Here is an 18,259-nt window from a genome sequence, read left to right as displayed (position 1 = left end):
ATGCCTTAAACAATCATCAAAATGAAAAGACGCCAATTTATAAAGAATACTGCAGCCGCATCTGCGGCATTTTCAATTGTACCTAGCTATGTTTTAGGAGGAAACCATATCCCTCCAAGTGACACACTTTACGTAGCTTCAATTGGTGTTGGAGGTAGAGGCGGTGGAGTGGTACGAGAACTAGATGCAACAAAAAAGGTGAAGTTCGTGGCATTTTGCGATGTTGACGACCGTTCAGCCAAAGGCACCTATCAAGCATTTCCAAAAGTTACTCGCTATAAAGATTACAGAAAACTCTATGACAACCATATTAATGATATAGATGCATTTTCTGTTGGGACACCCGATCATACACATGCCATTATTTCGTTGCCATTTATGAGAGCAAAAAAACATGCTTATGTTGAAAAACCCTTGACACATAATATCTATGAAGCACGATTAATGGCAAAAGTTGCTGCCGAAAACAGCATTGTAACCCAAATGGGAAATCAAGGTAGTTCATCAGACGGCATACGAAAAGCACAAGAATGGATTGAAGCAGGTTTGATTGGACAAGTGAGTAAAGTGGATTGTTGGACTAACAGACCCGTATGGCCTCAAGGATTAAGAAACATCACCGAAGGTGAGCCTGTCCCTAAAGAATTAGATTGGGATTTATGGTTAGGTCCTGCTCAAGAACGCCCATACCATTCGGCCTATTTACCATTCAAATGGCGTGGTTGGTGGGATTTTGGTACTGGAGGTTTAGGAGATATGGGATGCCACATCATGGAAACCCCCTTTAAGACTTTAAATCTTGGTTCTCCCTATGAGGCAGAAGCAAGTTGTACTACGGTTTGGGCTGGAGATTTTGTTGAAGCCAATTACAATACGGCATGCCCGCCATCATCTATTGTTCGACTCAAGTTTAAAAACGAAGCTCATGGCGAAGTTGGTCTAAATTGGTATGACGGTGGAATTATGCCCGATTTACCAGACGAATTGAAAGATGGTGAAATGATTGGCGATTGGAGCGGCGGAAGCGTATTCTATGGCTCGAAAGGGATTCTTGTTACTGATTGCTACAGTGGTAATCCTAGATTATTACCATCAGAACGAATGAAAGAATTTATAGAGCCAGAAGCCAGGATTCCAAGAATAAAAGATGGTCATGCCAATAATTGGGTTGAAGGTTGTTTAAACGGAACTCCTACTTCGTCACCATTTAGTTACGCTGGTCCATTAACTGAATCTGTTTTGATGGGTAATCTCGCCATAAAGGCTTTCCAATATAAAGTATTACAAGATGGTAAAACAGCTAATGATTGGGCACCATTTGACTATCCTGGTAGACGTAAATTATTTTGGGACGGACCAAATATGCGCGTAACCAATTACGAAAAAGCTAATGATTGGGTAACGCGAGAGTATCGTAAAGGATGGGAAGTTAAATAATTATTCCCCCGGAAAGTTAGCCTTTCGTTTTTCAAGAAAAGCTGAAGTTCCTTCCTTAAAATCGTCTGTACCGAAGCATTTTCCAAATTGTTCGACCTCAACATTATATCCATTAACGCCTTCTTCATAGTTGGCGTTTATGGCTTTTATAGCAGCTTTAATAGCCACAGATGAATTGCGCATGATTTTGTTTGCAATACTTTCTGCCAACGGCAATAATTCTTCCTGTGTGGTAACATGATTTACTAGTCCGTAATTTAATGCCGTATTAGCATCAATCATTCCAGCGGTCATAATGAGTTCCATAGCACGTCCTTTTCCAACTAATTGTGGTAAGCGTTGTGTGCCTCCATAACCTGGTATCACCCCAAGAGAAACTTCTGGAAGCCCCATTTTAGCATTATCACTAGCAATCCTAAAATGGCAAGCCATTGCTAGCTCCAAACCACCACCTAGTGCAAAACCATTAACTGCGGCAATTACAGGAGTCGATAAATTTTCGATAAAATTAAATAGCAATTCTTGACCTAAAGCGGCAAGTTTCTGTCCATTATTAACATCAAAATGTGCAAATTCACTAATATCGGCACCAGCAACGAATGCCTTCTCCCCACTTCCGGTAATGATAATAGCCTTAACATTTTTGTCATAATCTGCGGCTTCTAGCGCGTCATGCAGTTCACTAATAGTCGCTTTGTTTAGCGCATTGAGTTTAGTTGGTCTGTTGATTGTGATAGTTGTTAGACCATTATTGGTTTGTGATAGGATGTTTTCGAAATTCATGCTTAAAAATTGAAACTCCCGTTATAGCGGGATAGCGATTATTATTTAGGAAAAATAACGGTAAACGTTGTGCCTAATCCTCTTTCGGATGTAAAGGTAATACTTCCATCATAAGTTTCCACAATATTTTTAACCATAGCCAAGCCAAGCCCCATACCACTTGACTTCGTTGTAAATTTAGGTTCAAAAACCTTGGCCTTATTTTCGTCTGAAATACCTACACCATTATCAGCAATGGTTATTTTAACATTCCCATTCTCTGATGTTACACTAACTACAATTCTGGGATTTTCAGCTTCATTTGGAATGGCTTGAATACCATTTTTCACCAAATTGGTAACCACTCTAATCAGCTGCGTACGGTCAAATTTTGCAATAACCTCTTCCTCTTCGGCTATAAAAGTGATATAATCTTCATTAAAAATATCTAAAGCTAGTTTTACAATTTTAACCACATTTAAGGTTTCATTCTGCTGCGCAGGCATTTTAGCGAAATTGGAAAAGGCTGAAGCAATAGAACTCATGGTATCAATCTGCTGAATAAGTGTTTTACTGTATTCATCTACCTTTTGAATAATATTTGGATCTGTTGGGTCAAATTTTCGCTGAAAACTTTGAACACTTAATCGCATTGGTGTTAATGGGTTTTTAATCTCGTGTGCTACTTGTTTCGCCATCTCACGCCATGCTTGCTCGCGTTCGCTTGTTGCTAGTTTTACGGCGCTTTCCTCAAGTTCATCAATCATACTGTTGTATGAATTTACTAAAGTTGAAATCTCCTCCGTTGATGACTTAATGTGAATTTTTTCATTTCGCTTTTCTAGTCGTGTTTCTTTTATTTTATCGCTAATCGTTTTTAATGTTTTGGTGATATATTTAGATAAAAGCAACCCGAGAATCACCGCGAGTATGAGCATAAAAAAATAGGCGTAACCCAATCGTTCTAAAAATTCATTTAATTCTTTGTTTAAAAAATCGTCATTTTCTAAATAAGGTAAATTCAAAATGGCCAAAGGCTTGAATCTTTCATCTGTTATGTAGGTATACGAAGACAAGAACGTCTCTCCATTTTCGGTATTTTTCACTACGTGCCTGCGTTCAACGTTGTTAGATAACGCATTTAAAACTTCGGCGTCAATACATTTGGCAATGGTGTCGTTAGAAATTGTGGCTCTCGAGGTTTTTAAAAGACTGCCTTCTAAATCGTACAGATTTATTTGAAGCTCATGAATTGCAGCAATTTCATAAATTTTTTCCTTAAAAATTAATGGAATGTTTTCGGTTTTAACCTCGTAGGTGTTTTGACGTCCTCGCAAAACAAAGTCGATGTGCTCATGTATTGCGGCTTCTTTACGATCTAATCGATCTGCATGATAATCTTGAGCTTCTTCATTATATTGATGTATCGTGACTATTGCAATCAATACAGACGCAATGAGCACCAATAATAACATGGCAATAAATATGCGAACTCTTAACGATAATTTTCCGAATACCATTTATTAAATTGTAGATTTCTAAATATAACAATAATCAAACCAAACTCACTTAATTTTATAAGGTTTAGTGTTTGGCTTCAAGCATTAGGATTGTTTTCTCTGAAACGCTTATAAAGCCTAAATCCAAGCATTAAAAGAATTCCTAAAACAAAAATTCCAATAACACCAAAAATCCAATTAAGTGCATTTTTAAGAATAACCAAGAACACTATTGCAAATAAAATAAAGGTTGCACCCTCATTCCATAAACGCATAAAATTGGAAGATTTTTTAACCTCATCGCGTTGCAATTGTTTATAAAAATGATGAGTTTTTAAATGATATACTATTAGAAGAACTACAAATGCCAACTTAACATGCATCCAAGGTTGCTCAAGCCAATACGGCTGTAAAATCAATAACCAAATTGCGAAAATCGTGGCCAAAATTGCAGATGGCCAAGTGATGATGTTCCAAAGTCGTTTTGCCATGATTTTTAACTGTTCTCCTAAAATTTCTTTTTCAGGCGAAGGTTTTGCAAATGCTTCTATTTGATAAACAAACAATCTAGGAATGTAAAAAAGCCCAGCAAACCATGTTATCACAAAAATGAGATGCAGGGCTTTTATATAGTTGTAGTATTCCATTATTTAATGTGACTTAATAACTACTTTTCTTCAACAAATAAATAGTTTAAACTTTTCTCATTAAAGGCCTTATTGAAGGCGCTTATTTCGTCACTTACTAATTTGTTGAACGCCTCTAATTGCACATTAATTTGTTGCGTTAATTCATTTTTAACCGCTATATCCTGATCTGTTGGTGCGAAATCACCCATTCCAACAAGTGAGTTTAAATGGCCTAGTTTATTAGTCAATCGAATCGGGAAATTTAAGGGGTCCTGTCCACTTCGATTTTTAGTTTGGTACAAGGCCTCTTCAATGGCTGTAAATTCTTCTTTAAGTTTTTTAGATTTTTCAAGTAAGTCTTTTACACTTTCATTGCCTTTATATTGAGTTTCAAATGCCGACAATTGTTCTTTGATATTTCTGATTTTTTTAATGGATTTATGAGCGTCGTCCATTGTTTTGTTCACATCTTTTATAAATTCGAACTGCTTTTGCATATCAGCCAAGGAGCTCTCGGCTCTTGGGTCAGATACAATGTTAAAAGGCTGCGACACTACTTCATCATTAACTTTTAAAGATACTTTATAAGTGCCAGGAATAGCTTGAGGGCCATCTAAACTTGCCCACCAAAGAATCATGCCGTCTAAAAGTTCAGCACCATCATAACTCATGTCCCAAACAAACTGGTTCATTCCTTTTTTCACTTCAAGTTTATCTTTCTTTTTGTTTTTTGTACTAAACGTTTTAATAGTGTCGCCTTTGGTATCAAAATAGGTTAAAGCAACTTCGTCATCTTTGGTATAATCCTTTAAATTGAAATAGGTTATCACACCATTAGGATGATTTGTCCCAGCCGTTTTACTACTACGACCACCACGCCCATCCATACGATATGTGTCTTTTGGCTTAAATAATTTGTTTCCTTGAGCACTTGAGCCATAAAGTTGGTGCAGAACAGTGAGGTCATCAATAATCCATAAGCTTCTTCCTTGAGTAGCAACAATTAAATTATTATCTTTTATAGCTAAATCTGTAATAGGTACAATTGGTAAATTCAACTGAAATGGCTTCCAGTTTATTCCATCGTTGAATGAAATATACATTCCTGTTTCTGTCCCGGCGTAGAGTAAGCCTTTTTGTTTTGGATCTTCACGAAGTACACGAGTAAAATGCTCGGGATTGATGCCATTGGTTATTTTTGTCCAACTTTTGCCGAAATCTGTCGTTTTGTACAAATAAGGTTCAAAATCGCCGGTTTTGTATTTTGTTCCAGCTACATAGCACGTTCCTGCATCAAAAGCACTTGGCTCAATACTATTAATCATCATCCATTCTGGCATTCCTTTAGGTGTTACATTTTCCCATGATTGTCCTCCGTTTTGCGAAACATGAATTAAACCATCATCACTTCCTACCCATAATAAGCCTTCTTTTAAAGGCGACTCATTTGCGGCGAAAATGGTGCAATAATATTCTACCGAAGTATTATCTTGGGTGATTGGCCCACCAGAAGATTTCAATTTTTCAGGATCATTACGCGTTAAATCTGGACTTATAATTTTCCATGATTGTCCTTCATTTTCGGTCACATGTACATGCTGTGAAAAAGTATATAGCTTATTTGGATTATGTCTTGAAAAAATAATAGGGAAATTCCATTGAAAACGATATTTCATGCCTTCAGCACCATGACCCATAGGGTTGTCTGGCCAAACATTAATGGCTCTAACCGTTCCAGTTTTATGATTCACTCTTGTTAAGAATCCATCATAGCTTCCACCGTAGACAATATCGTCATTTTCTGGATCTACAGCAATATGGGCAGATTCGCCACCTGCAGTACTTTCCCAGTCATCTTCAGAAATTGACCAACCATCTGTTCTATGAGAAATTCTCACCGTAGAATTGTCTTGCTGTGCAGCATAAATGCGGTAAGGAAAATGATTATCGGTTGTCACTCGATAGAATTGTGATGTAGGTTGATTATGATAGGTACTCCAAGTTTCACCTCCATCATAAGTGACTTGTGCTCCACCGTCATCTCCAATAATCATTCGATTTGAATCTTCGGGAGAGATCCACAAATCATGGTGATCACCATGTGGCGCATTGTAAGTACCGAAAGTTTTTCCACCATCTGTACTTTTATGGTATCGCACATTAAGGACGTAAACCACATTTACATCTTTAGTGTCAGCATAAACACGGGTATAATACCAAGCCCGCTGACGTAAATTCCTATCGCTATTCACCAAAATCCACGTGTCTCCACCATCATCACTTCTATAGAGTCCGCCTTTATCTTTATTTTCAACTATAGCCCAAACACGTTGGTTATTCACTGGAGAGACTGTAATTCCTATTATCCCTAAAGTATCATCAGGGAATCCTTTATTTGTAGAAACCTCTGTCCAGGTTTCACCACTATCGGTACTTTTCCAAAGTGCCGATCCATCTCCTCCCGAACTTAAACTATAGGGCGTTCGTTGCACTCTCCAAGTTGAAGCATATAAAATTCTTGGGTTTGTAGGGTCAATTAACAAATCTACAACACCCGCATGCTCATTTGCAAAGAGTGTTTTCTTCCACGTTTTACCACCATCTGTACTTTTATAAACCCCTCGGTCTTGAGTTGGTTTATATATATTTCCTAAAACTCCCGCATAAACAATGTTATGGTTAGTTGGATCTATAGCAATTCTGGGAATATGTCGGGAATTTTTAAGGCCGGATTCAGTCCAAGTTTTACCAGCGTCTACACTTTTCCATACACCATAGCCTGATGACACATTGCCACGAACTGTTTTTTCTCCACCACCAACATAAATAACATTTGGGTCGTTTTTAGCTACTGAAATGGCGCCAATACTTCCTCCAAAAAATCCGTCAGAGATATTTTCCCATGATCGGCCTCCGTCTAATGTTTTCCAAATACCTCCTCCGGTAGAACCAAAATAAAATAGATTAGGCTTATTAGGAACACCTGTTACTGCAGCACTCCTTCCGCCTCTAAAAGGCCCTATAAGCCTATATTCTAAAGCACTATATTGGTCTTCATTAAAATTTTGAGCATCAGTTTGAAAGATAATTCCCGAACAAAGGAACAAAGCACTAAAAAGAAATTTAAATCGCATGTTGTTATGGTTTAGTTAAGAGGTCTAAAAATAAGAATAATTAATTATTATCCTTTGTTTAAACTTAATTTTAGTGCCACTTCGCGTCTTAAAAAAAAGCCCGTAACCAAAGTTGAAAGTACATCAGAAATAGGGAATGCCATCCACACCCCTAACTCACCATAAAATTTAGGTAAAATCAAGATAAGTGGTATAAAGAAAAATCCTTGTCTCGTTAGGGTGAGTAATAATGCTGGAATTGCTTTACCTACAGCCTGAAAATATGCAGCACCAATAAGTTGAATAGCAATAATTGGTGTTGCGGCAAATACCCAACGCATAGCACTTGGTGTTTGACGAATCACCTCTTGATCAGTAGTAAACATTTTTGTAATTGGTTCAGGAAACAACATTAAAACTACAAACACTAAAGTGGCTAAAAGCGACGCATATTTAATTGCTGTATTTATACTTTCTCTTACGCGTTGATAATTATGTGCCCCATAGTTGAATCCAGCTATTGGTAAAAATCCTTGTGTAATTCCCAATACAGGAAACATGGCAAACATCAGCATTCTTGCTACTATTGCGTAAGCAGTAACCGAAGTTTCTCCCCCTAAATCAAATAGAATATTATTCATGAATAAATAGGTGATACTTACTACAGCTTGTCTTGCCAAAGTAACAAAGCCTAAAGAGCCTATTTCCTTCACAATAGAAAGGTTTAGTTTGAAATGAGGTAACTTGATTTTTAATTCTGAATGTTTAGAAAGGAAAAACCAAAGGATATAGCTAAAGCAAATAAAATAAGAAATGGTTGTAGCCCAAGCCGCCCCATGCATTCCAAAATCCAAAACATTGATAAAAATATAATCCAACAATAAGTTGCTTACTGATGGAATCATCATGGCGTACATTGCAAATTTTGGTTTGCCTTCAGCTCTAATTACCGTGTTCCCCATCATACACAGTGCTAAAAACGGAACTCCGTAAAGCACAATGGTATAGTAAATTTTTGCTGGCTCAAAAATGGCCCCTTTGCCCCCAAATGAAACTATAATACTGTCCGCAAAAACAAGTCCTAAAACCGCCATTGAAACCGTTAAAAGCAGGGTTAGCATTAATTGGTTTCCAAAGGTGCTTAAAGCCTTTTTATATCGTGTCGCCCCAAGTGCTCTAGAAATAATAGACGAACCGCCAATACCAATAGACATCCCTAAAGCCGCAATAAAAAAAGACACTGGAAGTACTACATTAATAGCGGCAATTGCTACCGAGCCTATCCATTGGCCAACAAATATGGTGTCTACTAAAATATTAAGTGACATCACTAAGATTCCTATTGAGGCTGGAACGGCTTGCTTAATCAGTAATTTACCTATAGGCTGAGACCCTAAATCCTTTGAAGAGACTTTTGCCATTATACTGTTTCCGGTTTAGAATGGGCCCAAGTATTGATCCACTTTGCCAGCAAGTTAACCCATTCATCATCATCATTTAAGCAAGGCACCGTAGTGAATTCACTACCACCCATTTCATGGAATATTTCTTCGCCTTCCATTGCTATTTCTTCAAGTGTTTCCAAACAATCACTTACGAAAGCCGGCGTCACGATGGCCATGGATTTTAGGCCTTCTTTCCCTAAACGTTCAATGGTTCTATCTGTATAGGGTTGTAACCATGGGTCAAAACCAAGTCGTGATTGAAAAGACGTGGAGTAACTACCTTCTTTTAGATTTAGTTTCTCTGCAACCAATCGCGTTACTTCTAGGCATTGATGTCTGTAGCAAAATTCATGCGCTTTAGAAGGGGTTTTACAACATATCCCATTTATTTGGCAATGGGATTTGGTGATGTCCCTTTTACGTATATGACGCTCAGGCACTCCATGATAGGAAAACAATACATGTTCATAAGTCTTCCCTTTTAGATGGTTTTCTATACTATTAGAAAGGACGTCAATATAATTTTGGTTATTGTAAAAGGCTGGTAAATCTTCAATTTTTAAATTAGGAAAATGTTCATTCCTAATATTTTCTGCTAAAACAAGGATGGTTTCAGTGGTGGCCATCGCAAATTGAGGATATAAGGGAATCAAAAATACCTTTTCAACGCCTTGATTAACTAATTGCTGAAGCCCTTTTTTAATCGTCATGCTTCCATAACGCATAGCCAAAGCGACTGGCAAAGTTGTTTGTTTTTGAATTTTATGTTGCAAGCGTTCAGAAATAACAATCAATGGAGACCCTTCATCCCACCATATTTTTTTGTATGCCGCAGCTGAAGCCTTTGGCCGTGTATTTAAGATAATTCCTTTTACTATTAGGGTTCTTGCCCATAATGGCACATCAATAACCCGTTCGTCCATTAAAAATTCACCTAAATACTTTTTTACGTCTTTAGGTTCTGGACTATCTGGAGAACCAAGATTAACGAGTAAAACTCCTTTTTTCATTCTTTTTTATTTGTTTTTAGACAAGGTCTCCAATGTGTCACTTCGGTTTGCCTTAATTTGTTTTATATACTTCTTTTGTCTTAAAATCTTAATGGTTTTCAACAACTTTAATTTAACGATTGAATATATTTTTTAGGCGTTGTACCATATTTCTTTTTAAATGCTGCAATAAAATGGCTGGAAGTACTGTAACCTACTTTAAGTCCTACTTCATTAACATTATCATTGCCAGCCTCTAAAAGTTTACGGGCAAATTCCATTTTATAATCGAATAAAAAGCTAAACACCGAATCTCCATAAATTTGTTTAAATCCTTCTTTAAGTTTTTTCAAACTCAAACCTATTTCATCGGCCAACTCTTGCAATGATGGTGGCTCGGCCATGCGGTTAATGATAATATCCTTTGCTTTTCTAATCTTTATAACATTAGTCTCATCAACCAGAAATGGGCACTGTTCAATATTGGCATCCTCACTTCTGTTAAAATAAAGGCTTAACAACTCAAGCGCTTTACCTTTAAAATATAGATTGCGAATAGATTGGTTTAAATTGTAATTGATTAGTTGGTTTAAAACAATTGCCATTGAAGGTGAAATATGTCCGTCCTTGTAATACTTTTTGTCTTTATTGTCATCACTTAAAAAAGTGATATAATCGGCTTCTTGTGAAAATAAGCCGTGAAATTTCTTAATGGAAATTAGAACAGTGACCAACCACGAATTAGGATTAACTTCTAAATGAATGGGCAAATCGCGCTGTGGATTGTAAAGCAACAACGAATTTTCGTCTTCAATGGTCAATCTATAATTCCCATTATTAAAAATAAATTGACTTGAGCCTTTCAAACAAAAATGAAACTGAATAAAACTGCTATCTATATCACGCTCAAGAACTTGAACAACATCCTTTTCATTTTGAAAAGTTAGTATTAAAAACCCATCTTCAACTTTAGTTTCTTCAAACGACCCTTTAGCGATATTTTTAAACTCTTCCAAATTTTAAATTTTTAATATGTTATTTAGATTGATTCTAAACTAATAGCTCCAAAAGCCCTGTTGTTACTGCAAAAGTATGACTTTTGTCATATTATTTTAAAAAAAATCTATAAAAACCCACTAACGATACTTTAAGTTCTTTTAGCGTTGTTTTTTTTGATAACACATCTATATTTTTGTTCTCGATATTCCAAATCAGGTCATGGAGCAATATAAAATTTCAAAAGGCACAACATTTTACGCCATTGGTTTAAGTTATAAAAAAGCCGACGCGGATATTCGTGGGCATTTTAGTTTAGATGAAGATGCAAAAAAATCTTTATTGTCTCAAGCCAAAGCTAATGGTATTGAGAGCGTAATTGCCACCTCAACCTGTAACCGTACCGAACTTTATGGGTTTGCCGAACACCCCTATCAACTCATACAATTGTTATGTGATAATACAAAGGGAACTGTTGAGGAGTTTCAAAATGTAGCTTACATTTATAAAAATAGAGATGCTATATCGCACATGTTTAAGGTTGGATCTGGGCTGGATAGTCAAATTCTAGGTGATTTTGAGATTATTAGTCAGCTTAAAACTAGTGCGCGGCTTTCTAAAAAACATCAATTACTCAATCCTTTTTTAGAGCGCTTAATCAACGCCGTGATTCAAGCTAGTAAGCGTATAAAAACTGAAACAGAGATTTCATCAGGCGCGACATCAGTTTCCTTTGCCTCTGTTCAGTATATTTTGAAAAACATTGAACACGTTTCTGAAAAGAATATTCTACTATTTGGCACAGGTAAAATAGGGCGAAATACATGCGAAAATTTAGTTAAGCATACTAAAAATGAGCACATAACATTAATAAATCGCACCAAAACCAAAGCCGAAGCAATAGCTGGTAAATTCAACCTTATTGTAAAGGATTATGCCAATTTGCAAGAAGAAATTAACACTTCAGATATTTTAATTGTGGCGACGGGAGCTCAAAATCCTACTTTAGATAAATATTGCATCCAAACACACAAACCATTACTGATTTTAGATTTATCTATTCCGAAAAACGTGAATGACAATGTTAGAGAATTAAACAATGTCACCTTAATTCATTTGGATGATCTGTCACAAATTACGGATGAGACATTAGAAAACAGAAAAGCGCACATCCCTTTGGCTGAATCAATTATAGAAGATGTTAAAGGAGAATTCAATGCCTGGCTCGAAACCCGAAAATTCGCTCCAACCATTAAGGCGCTGAAACATAAGCTAACCGATTTTGCTACTGCCGAACTTGATACACAACGTAAAAAATTATCTGACTTTAACGAAGCACAGGCAGAATTAATTAGTCAAAATATCATTCAGAAAATCACAAATCATTTTGCACATCACCTCAAAAATGATGACATCTCTACAGATGAAAGCCTCGAACTCATAAAAAAAGTATTTCAATTAGAACTCTCAAAAAATGCCTAAAACAATCCGTATTGGAACTCGCGATAGTGAACTAGCATTATGGCAAGCCAAAACCGTACAGAAACAACTAGAACATTTAGGCCACAAAACCACATTAGTTCCAGTTAAGGCTACTGGTGATTTGGTGTTGGACAAACCCATTTATGAACTTGGCATTACAGGAGTTTTCACGAGAACTTTAGATATTGCAATGCTTAACGGCGACATAGATATTGCTGTGCATTCACTAAAAGATGTTCCAACAGTATTACCAAAAGGTATAGTTCAGGCAGCCGTTTTAAAACGAGGTAATGTAAAAGACTGTTTGGTGTTTAAAAACAATGAAGAATTTTTATCACAAAAAGATGCCATTATTGCGACAGGAAGTTTACGCCGTAGAGCCCAGTGGCTCAACCGTTATCCTACGCACACAGTTGTAGATTTAAGAGGAAATGTCAATACTCGATTAGAAAAACTTTCAGAACATAACTGGAACGGAGCAATATTTGCTGCAGCCGGGTTAGGACGAATTGGACTAAAACCAGAAACTTCTTTTAACCTGGACTGGATGATTCCTGCTCCTGCCCAAGGCGCCATAATGATTTCTGCTCTAGAAGAAGATGACGAAACAAGATCAATCTGTGCCGAAATTAATCATGAAGAAACCGAAATATGCACTACAATTGAGCGCCAGTTTTTAAATCGTTTGGAAGGTGGTTGCTCTGCGCCTATAGGGGCATTGGCTTATATTAAAAATGAAGAAATCCATTTTCAGGGTGTGCTTTTAAGTCTAGATGGCAGCAAAAAAATAGAAGTTACCCGAACCGAAAAACTAGGATCACACCCGAAATTGGCAGAATTCTGTGCTAATTATATTATCGAACGGGGCGGTAACCGTTTGATGGATGATCTCAAAAAACCAAAAAATACAATTAACGTCTTTTCGACTAAAACGTTAACCAATTCTCAAAAACAATTGTTCCATAACGATGTGGTGGTTGAGAGTAGTGATTTTATTCAAATTAGTTTGAACAGAATGACACCAAGCGTTTTAAAACCAAAACCTGACAATGTTATTATTACTAGTCAAAATGCGGTTGAAGCGTTGCTGAATAATTTTTCTCAAGAAGATTTACGTTTTAAAAATATCTATTGTGTAGGTAGGCGTACCAAAAAACGTATTGAACAAAAAATAGGAGTCGTTAAACACACTGAAAATAACGCTAAAAAATTAGCAGACTATTTAGTTGAGTTTATGGATGGTACAAAAGTCACCTATTTTTGTAGTGATTTGCGACTAGATGATTTACCTACAATATTAAGTGACAACAATATTGAAGTGAACGAAATTATTGCCTATCAAACCAAATACGCCCCAATTAAACTTGAGGGTTCAGTTGAAGGTGTCATGTTTTATAGCCCTTCCACCGTTGAGAGTTATATTAAAGCTAATAAAACTAATAAAATAGCTTTTTGTATTGGAGAGACAACTGCTAAAGAGGCTCAAAAATATTTTGAAGATGTACGTGTGGCTAAAGTGCCAACAGTAGAAAGTGTAATTGAATTAGTAAACGAACACTACGTTTAAAATGATAAAAAACGATTTATTCTTAAGAGCATTAAAAGGTGAAACTGTTAATCGCCCTCCGGTTTGGATGATGCGTCAAGCAGGACGTTATTTACCAGAATTTCAAGAAATAAAGGCTAAATACGATTTTTTCACACGCTGTCAAACACCTGAATTGGCAAGTGAAATAACAGTACAGCCTATTAGACGGTTTGGCATGGATGCCGCAATATTATTCAGTGATATATTGGTAATCCCACAAGCCATGAATATTGAGGTGCAAATGAAACCTAATTTTGGTCCATATTTACCAAACCCTATTCGTTCGCAAAAAGATGTTGATTCTGTAATTGTCCCAGATGTAACTGAAGCCCTCGATTATGTATATCAGGCTATAACAGCTACTAAAGAAAAACTCAACAATGAAGTTCCGTTGATAGGCTTTGCGGGTTCTCCTTGGACCATTTTATGTTATTGTGTACAAGGTCAAGGTAGCAAGACCTTTGATAAAGCCAAAGAATTCTGTTTTACTAATCCTGTAGCTGCACATCAATTATTACAAAAAATTACAGATACCACAATTGCTTATTTAAAAGAAAAAGTGAAAGCTGGTGTTAATGCTGTTCAGGTATTTGATTCTTGGGGAGGAATGTTATCTCCTGTAGATTATCAAGAATTTTCATGGCAGTATATTCAGCAAATCATTGACGCCTTGAAAAATGAAACACCAGTAATTGCATTTGGTAAAGGGTGCTGGTTTGCCTTAAATGAAATGTCAAGATCTGGGGCGTCGGCATTGGGTATTGACTGGACTTGTTCGGCCCGAAATGCAAGATATTTAACTGGTGGAAACATCACTTTACAAGGGAATTTTGACCCATCACGATTATTGTCTCCACCTTCCGAAATTAAAAAGATGGTGCATCAAATGATCAGTGAGTTTGGAAAAGATAAATACATCGTTAATTTAGGACATGGTATTCTCCCTAATATTCCATTAGAAAACGCCAAAGCCTTTGTTGATGCTGTGAAAAACTATCATGCTTAACAATATAATATCTGGAATCAAGCCGTATTTTGGTGCTTTTAGTTTAATTTCTAAATTAAAGCTTTGGAAGTATTTTGCAATTCCCATATTAATTAGTGTTTTTACCGCTATTGTTATTGGGGTTTCGGCTTATGGGCTTTCAGATAATATTGTTGACTTCGTCACGAGTTTATTCCCATCATGGCACCTTGAACCTGATTCTTGGATGTTTAAAATTCTCGAATTTATTTCAGGCCTTTTTATAATTGCTATTGGACTCATAATTTACAAACATATCATCATGGCGCTGTCTGCGCCATTTATGAGCCCTGTGTCAGAAAAGATTGAAGCGCATCTCATAGGTCATGAAAAGTCTCAACATAGAAACACATCCTTTAAAGCGCAACTTTGGAGAGGCATTCGTATTAATGTTCGAAACCTCTCAATTGAATTATTACTGACCATACCCATACTTATTATAAGCTTCATACCTGTTATTGGTATTTTTTCAAGTGTATTACTTTTTTTAGTCCAGGCCTATTATGCTGGTTTTGGAAATTTTGATTATACTTTAGAGCGTCATTTTAAGTATTCTGAAAGTATTACTTTTGTAAGACAACATCGCGGTTTTGCAATTGGTAATGGGATTGTTTTTATCTTGTTTCTGTTGGTTCCTGTGATTGGAATTATTTTCGTGTTACCATTATCGGTTACCGCCGCCTCAATTACAACAGTTAATCTACTTCAAAAACAGCACAACTTAAATAGACATGATTTATAATGGCGAAGCGTTTTATATTGACCAATTAAAATCTTCAGATGCACTTCATCTTAATAAACTCTTGGTGTCCAATACTCAAAGACTTAAGCGTTTTTTGCCGAAAACCATTGCTGCCAATAGGACTTTGGAAGATTCCAAAAGTTATATTGAATTTAAAATGGATTGTATGAACGCCAAATCCGAATTTGTGTTTACCGTGAAAGATAAACCCACAAAGAATGTTGCTGGTTTGATTATTCTTAAAAATTTAGACTGGGAAGAGAAACAAGGAGAATTTGCCTATTGTATTGGTGAGAAATTTAAAGGCCGTGGCTGGATGAAGCAAGCTATAAAGGCAGCTTCAAACTTTGCTACCAATGATTTAGGCCTTAAAACCCTACAAATTATAGCGCACCAGAGTAATAAAAGTAGCGTCAATGTGGCAAAAAAATCAGGTTTTAAATGGAAAAAAACTTTAAAGGATGTGTTTATTCCAGAAGACGAATCCCCTCTTGATATGGAATTATACGAACTAACCATTTAGTTAATATGAAAGAAAAGTTTCATCTATATATACAAGAATTACAAAATACCATCTCTTCAAAACTCGAAGAGATTGATGGTGGTGCAAAATTTATGGAAGACCTTTGGGAACGTCCAGAAGGGGGTGGTGGCCGAACTCGAGTGATTGAAAATGGTAATGTGTTTGAAAAAGGCGGTGTTAATATATCGGCCGTACATGGTGAGCTCCCCGAAAGTATGCAGCATTATTTTAATGTTAAAGACGCTAATTTTTTTGCCTGTGGATTGAGTCTTGTTTTGCATCCTAAAAATCCCATGGTGCCAACGGTACATGCTAACTGGCGTTATTTTGAGATGTATGATAAAACTGGAAATATTGTTGATCAATGGTTTGGTGGTGGTCAAGACCTAACACCCTATTATTTGTTTGAAGAAGATGCGGCTCATTTTCATAAAACCTGTAAAGCAGCCTGTGACCAACATAATCCTTCTTTTTATAGCGATTTTAAAAAGAAATGTGACGCCTATTTTTGGAATTCACATCGCAACGAAGCACGCGGAATTGGTGGTCTGTTTTTTGATTATTGTAAGGCAACAGAACAAATGAGCATGCAAAACTGGTACGATTTCGTAACTGAAGTCGGAAATAGTTTTCTTGATGCTTATGTGCCTATTGTCGAAAAGCGAAAAGATTTGCCTTATACTGCTGCACATCGAAAGTGGCAAGAAATTAGACGAGGGCGTTATGTGGAATTTAATCTAGTCCATGATAAGGGAACACTGTTCGGATTAAAGACCAACGGACGTATAGAAAGTATTTTAATGAGTTTGCCTCCACATGTGCAATGGGTTTATAATCACAACCCTAAATCAGGGAGCGAAGAAGAACACCTTGTAGAAGTTTTAAAAAAACCAGTTGAATGGGTATGAAGTAAAACGAACCCCTTTTAACTTTATATTTATATCTTTTAATTTTAGAAAGTATGTATCCTTTAAGACGAAATAGACGTTTAAGAACTAACGAAGCCATTCGCTCCCTAGTTCGTGAGACCATAATTACGCCCAATGATTTTTTAGTGCCTTTGTTCATTGTTGAAGGCAAAGGTGTTAAGGAAGAAATTGCTTCCATGCCAAACTATTTTAGATTTAGTTTAGACCTGTTAGAAAACGAAGTAAAGGAGCTTTGGTCGTTAGGATTAAAATCAGTACTTCTATTTGTAAAAGTTCCAGATAATTTAAAAGACAATAAAGGGACTGAAGCTTTAAATCCAAACGGGCTCATGCAGCGGGCTATAAAAACAATCAAGAATGTTTGTCCAGATATGCTAGTAATGACCGATGTTGCGCTTGATCCTTATTCTGTTTACGGGCACGATGGCATTATAGAGCAAGGAATTATAGCCAATGACGCAACCGTAGAGGTTTTGGCTAAAATGAGCATTTCTCATGCGCAAGCCGGTGCAAATTTTGTGGCTCCAAGTGATATGATGGATGGGCGCATTTTGACCATTCGGGAAGCATTGGAAACCGAAGGGTTTATAGATACTGGAATCATGAGTTACTCGGCTAAATATGCTTCAGCATTTTATGGGCCATTTCGCGATGCTTTGGATTCTGCACCTGTGGATATGGTAAGTATTCCAAAAGACAAGAAAACGTATCAAATGGATTACGCCAACCGAATCGAGGCCATTCGCGAAACGCAAATGGATATTGATGAAGGTGCAGATATTGTAATGGTAAAACCAGGACTTTGTTATTTAGATATTGTTAGAGATCTAAAGAATGTCGTGGATGTTCCAATCGCTGTGTATCAGGTATCGGGAGAATATGCCATGCTTAAAGCTGCTGCCGAAAAAGGCTGGCTAGATCATGACGCCGTAATGATGGAGCAAATTACAGCTATAAAGCGCGCTGGAGCTGATATTATAGCAAGTTATTTCGCTAAAGATGTCGTTAAACTTCTAAACCAATAAATAATTTTTTTCTAGTTTATATAACTTCAATTATATATTCCCTCAAGCTTATACTGTAAGTTGTTATCCCCTCTCT

General features: G+C 36.6%; 15 protein-coding genes. 8 read left to right on the top strand and 7 right to left on the bottom strand.

What is annotated here, in order from left to right:
* The first annotated feature begins 21 nt into the window (after positions 1–21).
* Positions 22–1,437 (top strand): Gfo/Idh/MocA family protein, encoded by a 1,416-nt coding sequence (locus ACFO5O_RS11585; protein ID WP_387963934.1) that lies wholly within the window; start codon positions 22–24, stop codon positions 1,435–1,437.
* Here ACFO5O_RS11585 and ACFO5O_RS11580 read toward each other — a convergent pair whose 3' ends face one another.
* The 7 genes from ACFO5O_RS11580 to ACFO5O_RS11550 all read right to left on the bottom strand — a co-directional run bounded on the left by ACFO5O_RS11580 (position 1,438) and on the right by ACFO5O_RS11550 (position 10,890).
* Positions 1,438–2,220, bottom strand: a complete 783-nt coding sequence (locus ACFO5O_RS11580; protein ID WP_387963933.1) for an enoyl-CoA hydratase/isomerase family protein — start codon at positions 2,218–2,220, stop codon at positions 1,438–1,440.
* 41 nt (positions 2,221–2,261) lie between these two features.
* Positions 2,262–3,719, bottom strand: coding sequence for a sensor histidine kinase (locus ACFO5O_RS11575; protein ID WP_387963930.1), 1,458 nt, complete (start codon positions 3,717–3,719; stop codon positions 2,262–2,264).
* Between the two features lie 77 nt (positions 3,720–3,796).
* Positions 3,797–4,345, bottom strand: coding sequence for a CopD family protein (locus ACFO5O_RS11570; RefSeq protein ID WP_387963928.1), 549 nt, complete (start codon positions 4,343–4,345; stop codon positions 3,797–3,799).
* Between the two features lie 20 nt (positions 4,346–4,365).
* Entirely contained in the window at positions 4,366–7,461 is a 3,096-nt protein-coding gene (locus tag ACFO5O_RS11565; protein WP_387963926.1) for a WD40/YVTN/BNR-like repeat-containing protein, read from the bottom strand.
* 47 nt (positions 7,462–7,508) lie between these two features.
* Complete coding sequence (locus ACFO5O_RS11560; protein ID WP_387963924.1) at positions 7,509–8,861, bottom strand: MATE family efflux transporter; 1,353 nt, start codon at positions 8,859–8,861, stop codon at positions 7,509–7,511.
* Complete coding sequence (gene hemH, locus ACFO5O_RS11555) at positions 8,861–9,895, bottom strand: ferrochelatase (RefSeq protein ID WP_387963922.1); 1,035 nt, start codon at positions 9,893–9,895, stop codon at positions 8,861–8,863. The genes ACFO5O_RS11560 and hemH overlap by 1 nt, the downstream gene beginning before the upstream one ends.
* Before the next feature lie 107 nt (positions 9,896–10,002).
* The gene (locus ACFO5O_RS11550) at positions 10,003–10,890 is read right to left on the bottom strand and encodes an AraC family transcriptional regulator (RefSeq protein WP_387963921.1); all 888 of its coding nucleotides are present in this window, start codon (positions 10,888–10,890) and stop codon (positions 10,003–10,005) included.
* A gap of 202 nt (positions 10,891–11,092) precedes the next feature.
* Here ACFO5O_RS11550 and hemA point away from each other — a divergent pair, with 202 nt between their 5' ends.
* Genes hemA through hemB form a run of 7 tightly spaced genes read left to right on the top strand, consistent with a single transcriptional unit; the run spans position 11,093 to position 18,183 of the window.
* Complete coding sequence (hemA, locus tag ACFO5O_RS11545) at positions 11,093–12,352, top strand: glutamyl-tRNA reductase (RefSeq protein WP_387963919.1); 1,260 nt, start codon at positions 11,093–11,095, stop codon at positions 12,350–12,352.
* Positions 12,345–13,919: a hydroxymethylbilane synthase gene (hemC, locus tag ACFO5O_RS11540; protein ID WP_387963917.1), complete on the top strand. Its 1,575-nt coding sequence runs from the start codon at positions 12,345–12,347 to the stop codon at positions 13,917–13,919. Before hemA ends, hemC begins: the two co-directional genes overlap by 8 nt.
* 1 nt (position 13,920) lies before the next feature.
* On the top strand, positions 13,921–14,946 hold the full coding sequence (hemE, locus tag ACFO5O_RS11535; protein ID WP_387963915.1) for a uroporphyrinogen decarboxylase: 1,026 nt from the start codon (positions 13,921–13,923) through the stop codon (positions 14,944–14,946).
* Positions 14,939–15,706, top strand: a complete 768-nt coding sequence (locus ACFO5O_RS11530) for an EI24 domain-containing protein (RefSeq protein WP_387963913.1) — start codon at positions 14,939–14,941, stop codon at positions 15,704–15,706. Before hemE ends, ACFO5O_RS11530 begins: the two co-directional genes overlap by 8 nt.
* Positions 15,696–16,229, top strand: a complete 534-nt coding sequence (locus ACFO5O_RS11525; RefSeq protein ID WP_387963912.1) for a GNAT family N-acetyltransferase — start codon at positions 15,696–15,698, stop codon at positions 16,227–16,229. The genes ACFO5O_RS11530 and ACFO5O_RS11525 overlap by 11 nt, the downstream gene beginning before the upstream one ends.
* Positions 16,230–16,234: 5 nt before the next feature.
* Positions 16,235–17,137: an oxygen-dependent coproporphyrinogen oxidase gene (gene hemF, locus ACFO5O_RS11520; RefSeq protein ID WP_387963910.1), complete on the top strand. Its 903-nt coding sequence runs from the start codon at positions 16,235–16,237 to the stop codon at positions 17,135–17,137.
* 53 nt (positions 17,138–17,190) lie between these two features.
* Positions 17,191–18,183 (top strand): porphobilinogen synthase, encoded by a 993-nt coding sequence (gene hemB / locus ACFO5O_RS11515; protein ID WP_387963907.1) that lies wholly within the window; start codon positions 17,191–17,193, stop codon positions 18,181–18,183.
* The last annotated feature ends 76 nt before the right edge of the window (positions 18,184–18,259 follow it).

Source organism: Geojedonia litorea (assembly GCF_042654525.1).
GTDB classification, from domain to species: Bacteria; Bacteroidota; Bacteroidia; order Flavobacteriales; family Flavobacteriaceae; genus Geojedonia; species Geojedonia litorea.
This window is presented reverse-complemented; position numbering and strand designations above follow the sequence as displayed.

Bases quoted from the DNA above. Each gene is read 5' to 3' on its own strand.
- ACFO5O_RS11585 (WP_387963934.1), top strand. From the start codon at position 22: ATGAAAAGACGCCAATTTATAAAGAATACTGCAGCCGCATCTGCGGCA.
- hemE (WP_387963915.1), top strand. From the start codon at position 13,921: ATGATAAAAAACGATTTATTCTTAAGAGCATTAAAAGGTGAAACTGTT.
- hemA (WP_387963919.1), top strand. From the start codon at position 11,093: ATGGAGCAATATAAAATTTCAAAAGGCACAACATTTTACGCCATTGGT.
- hemC (WP_387963917.1), top strand. From the start codon at position 12,345: ATGCCTAAAACAATCCGTATTGGAACTCGCGATAGTGAACTAGCATTA.
- hemH (WP_387963922.1), bottom strand. From the start codon at position 9,895: ATGAAAAAAGGAGTTTTACTCGTTAATCTTGGTTCTCCAGATAGTCCA.
- ACFO5O_RS11575 (WP_387963930.1), bottom strand. From the start codon at position 3,719: ATGGTATTCGGAAAATTATCGTTAAGAGTTCGCATATTTATTGCCATG.
- hemF (WP_387963910.1), top strand. From the start codon at position 16,235: ATGAAAGAAAAGTTTCATCTATATATACAAGAATTACAAAATACCATC.
- ACFO5O_RS11530 (WP_387963913.1), top strand. From the start codon at position 14,939: ATGCTTAACAATATAATATCTGGAATCAAGCCGTATTTTGGTGCTTTT.
- ACFO5O_RS11580 (WP_387963933.1), bottom strand. From the start codon at position 2,220: ATGAATTTCGAAAACATCCTATCACAAACCAATAATGGTCTAACAACT.
- hemB (WP_387963907.1), top strand. From the start codon at position 17,191: ATGTATCCTTTAAGACGAAATAGACGTTTAAGAACTAACGAAGCCATT.
- ACFO5O_RS11565 (WP_387963926.1), bottom strand. From the start codon at position 7,461: ATGCGATTTAAATTTCTTTTTAGTGCTTTGTTCCTTTGTTCGGGAATT.
- ACFO5O_RS11560 (WP_387963924.1), bottom strand. From the start codon at position 8,861: ATGGCAAAAGTCTCTTCAAAGGATTTAGGGTCTCAGCCTATAGGTAAA.
- ACFO5O_RS11570 (WP_387963928.1), bottom strand. From the start codon at position 4,345: ATGGAATACTACAACTATATAAAAGCCCTGCATCTCATTTTTGTGATA.
- ACFO5O_RS11525 (WP_387963912.1), top strand. From the start codon at position 15,696: ATGATTTATAATGGCGAAGCGTTTTATATTGACCAATTAAAATCTTCA.